Annotated in this window: 4 protein-coding genes; 2 read left to right on the top strand and 2 right to left on the bottom strand. The window is 40.5% G+C overall.

The features are described from left to right. Positions 1–118: 118 nt before the first annotated feature. Positions 119–709, bottom strand: coding sequence for a hypothetical protein (locus tag B3R91_RS07635; protein ID WP_198329201.1), 591 nt, complete (start codon positions 707–709; stop codon positions 119–121). Between the two features lie 36 nt (positions 710–745). Next, positions 746–1,192, bottom strand: coding sequence for a hypothetical protein (locus B3R91_RS07630; protein ID WP_191690162.1), 447 nt, complete (start codon positions 1,190–1,192; stop codon positions 746–748). Positions 1,193–1,425: 233 nt separating this feature from the next. Between B3R91_RS07630 and B3R91_RS07625 the strand changes: the two genes are divergently transcribed. Further along, positions 1,426–2,445, top strand: a complete 1,020-nt coding sequence (locus B3R91_RS07625) for a lipoate--protein ligase (protein WP_286797070.1) — start codon at positions 1,426–1,428, stop codon at positions 2,443–2,445. A gap of 220 nt (positions 2,446–2,665) precedes the next feature. Continuing rightward, positions 2,666–3,396: PAAR domain-containing protein (locus B3R91_RS07620; RefSeq protein ID WP_286797069.1), on the top strand; the 731-nt coding region annotated here is incomplete at its 3' end.

Here is a 3,396-nt window from a genome sequence, read left to right as displayed (position 1 = left end):
TATGAATGTTCAACACGCCCTAGTAGTGTAGAATTTGCTAACATAATATACACGTTTCTACTAATAGGAATAAGGCTAATGGTAACTTGTGTGTAGGGTCTGTGCTTGTGAGCAAATTCTAGCTTTCCCCCGAACCTAATTTTTTAATTGCTTTATCAATATTTTGTAATTGCTCATTAGTTTTTATTAAACTTTCTGAAATCTTCTTATCCCAGTTTGAATCAGAAATATCTGTTCCGTGAAATGCTTCAACGAAAAGCTGAGACGAACTCGATGATCTATTAAACCAAGTCATAGAATTAGCTCTTCTGTACTTAGCTTTAACTATAATATTATTACCTCCAATATATTTTTTTAACCCTCCATATTGCCCCCAAGAAATAATAATTTTTTGGTTAGGGGCTAAGAAAGGAATTCCATCTACGATAGGCCCAGATATCATTGTTTTTGGCATGCTCTGAGGTTCTTCTATAGTGAAAGCTTTTTCAGGTAAATCTCTAGACGTTTCAAAACTTATATTTTCTGCTGGCCCTTTACCTATGTTCTCAATAATTAAAATAATAAGTGATGGTCGCTTTTTATCTGTATCTACATAAACAATAACTTCTGGATCGGTTGACGAACGGTAGACCGCATAAGTTATGGCAGCTGAGGCCGTTGCTATTAAAGCTATAAACACAGATATCCAATTTGCCAAATCTATTTGCATGCATAACTCTCCAACTAAGTTAAAACTGTGTTTATTCTAAACATTTTCTTTCCACTCGCTCATTCGTCGTTGAGATATTTCTACAGCACTGTCGGAAAACAGTTCAGGATAGCGAAGTATTACTGCTTCGAAAGCATAGGCTTCCAAGCCCATCTCTAATAATGCGGTATAACCTTTTGTCTCAGATTTACGATCAACGGCGCGCTCGACAGCATTAATTATTCCGTATTTTTGAATCATTGGCCAAGTTCTAGATGCGCGTGTTTTCTTACCATTTTTGGCACTTAGCACCTCTTCATAAGCATAGACTGCTTTTATAGCTTCTTTCTCTGCCGACGTTTCAGCACCATAGTTTTCAGCTTTTAAGTGAATAGCTCGTTCTTTTGCTTGTTTTACCAAATCTTCTCTGCCTGCATTCAAAGCATTTTTAGCAAAAATCTCACATTTCTTAGGAGTGTCTAAGTTTTTTATCCTTTCATCCATAACCAAGTCTCTTCTTATGCATCAGTTAGCTGGTTTGAACCAATGCTATTTGTTACTTAATATCAGTCGTAATCATAACAGAAAGACTAAAAATAAGTTAACTTCTTAAAACCTCAAACTTAAACCGCTCCCATACCACACACCCATTGAATTCCAACCACGCATCGGCAACAATGACAGTATCTATTGATAACATTCAATCTAGAATAATTATTCAAGAAAAAGGACAACTAATGAAACTGCGCATCTTAAAATCTGCCGTCACCAACCCTTGGTTTAACCTCGCCACCGAGGATTGGATATTTAATACGCTCAATCCCGACTCGCACACACTATTTTTATGGCGCAATAGCGAGACTGTGGTCATTGGGCGCTCGCAAAACCCATGGGTAGAATGCAAAATCGATAAAATGGAAGCCGACGAGGTGTTTTTGGCACGGCGTCAGAGTGGCGGCGGCGCGGTGTTTCATGATTTGGGCAATACCAACTTTACCTTTTTATCACCCAAAGATGACTACGACCAAGCAGCGAACTTTACGATTATTATCAATGCGTTAAAGAAATTGGGCATAGACGCAGACTTATCGGGGCGTAATGACATGCAAGTCGGTGATAAGAAAATATCAGGCAGCGCCTTTAAACATGCCGCCGATCGCAGCTTTCATCACGGCACGTTACTGGTCAATGCCAATATGCAAAAGCTCGGCGATTATCTCAACCCGCATCCGCTAAAACTAAAAGCCAAAGGTATCAAATCTGTCCGTGCTCGCGTCGCCAACTTGGTTGAGTTTAATGAGTCTATTAACCACGAGACTTTATCCGCTGCGATTATCGAGGCGTTTTGTGAATATTATCGTGACACTGATTATGGCGACACTACGCCAGTAGAAGAATTGGATGAAGCCAGTCTCGCCAAGCAGCCGACACTCAATAAATACTATCAGCAAATGGCAGATTGGGATTGGCGTTTTGGTAAGACGCCTGAATTTAGCCATCATATCGAGACGCGATTTGATTGGGGCATTATTGATTTGCACCTTGATGTGAAACAAGCAGTGATACGCGATGTTGTCATTTTCTCTGATGCGCTAAACGTTGAGTTGATTGATTTGTTAAAAGAGACATTGACTGACATTAAATATAATAGACATGAAGTAAAAGCCACGCTTGCTGAATTAAGCAAAGCGCATCCTGATTTGGCAGCGCAAATTGATGATGTCTCTAATTGGTTAATTGGCGAGATGGAAGGTTAGATTTTTGCTTGTTATTTATAGTGAGTAAAGAGTTTCTATTTCTTATTACCGTCAGCATTTTAATCGCCTTTATACTTTGCATGGATTAAGCTTGCTGCCTAAATCACACCCTTAGATAAACTTAAGTTTGATATTTAACGCTCTAGCCATCTATAATGTCAGGCAAATAATAGACTCGAGTTAAGAGTTTACACTTTGGGCATTTAAGCAAGGTAGCACTATGGCAGCCTATATCACCGTCGGCGCAAAGACCTCTCACGGTGGGACGGTCATCTCCGGCTCACCGCGCACCACTCATAACGGCATCCCTGTCGCCCGTAAAGGCGATAAAGTCATCTGTAAAAAGTGTAAAAAGGTCACTACTATTCTTAGTGGTGATGCTTCCTTTATCGTCGATGGTGCGCCTATCGCACGTGGTGGCGATGTCACCAGCTGCGGCGCGAAGCTGATTGCGATTCAGCAAGCGTTTGCAGAGTCTGACTTTGATGTTGGCAGTATTGCGCAGGCAGAGCCTTTGGTGTTTCCTAAAACTGATCCAGAAACTGTACTTTCTAACTTTGCAGCTTCTGACAATAAAGATTCTGAAGATGAAATGTCTGATGAGCAGTTAGGGGTTTGGGTTGACGTATCTACTGAACAAGCATTGAAAGACGGTGGGCTATGGGCAGGAGCAGGTACTCCTGAAGAACTAATTTATCAAGAACGTCTTAATTCTCTATGGATAGATGTCAATGGTGATCGTGCGAAATACCATGAAGGTGTGCAAAAAATTGGAGATGAAGCGGGATTGGTTTTTGATATTATGTCATTTCCGCTAGGTTGGGGTGCTCTATCTGCTAAGATTAGCGTTAAAGCTGGACAGTACGTGATTCGAAAACGAGCGGTAAGTAATAACAATATCTACAGAGACTCTGAAAAAGGTTTCGACTGGGTAACCCTCCCAAACTTAAG

This window comes from Psychrobacter sp. UBA6291 (assembly GCF_002439405.1).
GTDB lineage: Bacteria > Pseudomonadota > Gammaproteobacteria > Pseudomonadales > Moraxellaceae > Psychrobacter > Psychrobacter faecalis.
Note: the sequence above shows the minus strand (reverse complement) of the source record. Positions and strands in the feature narration are given on the sequence as shown.

Excerpts from the sequence above, each read along its gene's own strand:
- B3R91_RS07630 (WP_191690162.1), bottom strand. The coding sequence starts at position 1,192 with ATGGATGAAAGGATAAAAAACTTAGACACTCCTAAGAAATGTGAGATT.
- B3R91_RS07625 (WP_286797070.1), top strand. The coding sequence starts at position 1,426 with ATGAAACTGCGCATCTTAAAATCTGCCGTCACCAACCCTTGGTTTAAC.
- B3R91_RS07635 (WP_198329201.1), bottom strand. The coding sequence starts at position 709 with ATGCAAATAGATTTGGCAAATTGGATATCTGTGTTTATAGCTTTAATA.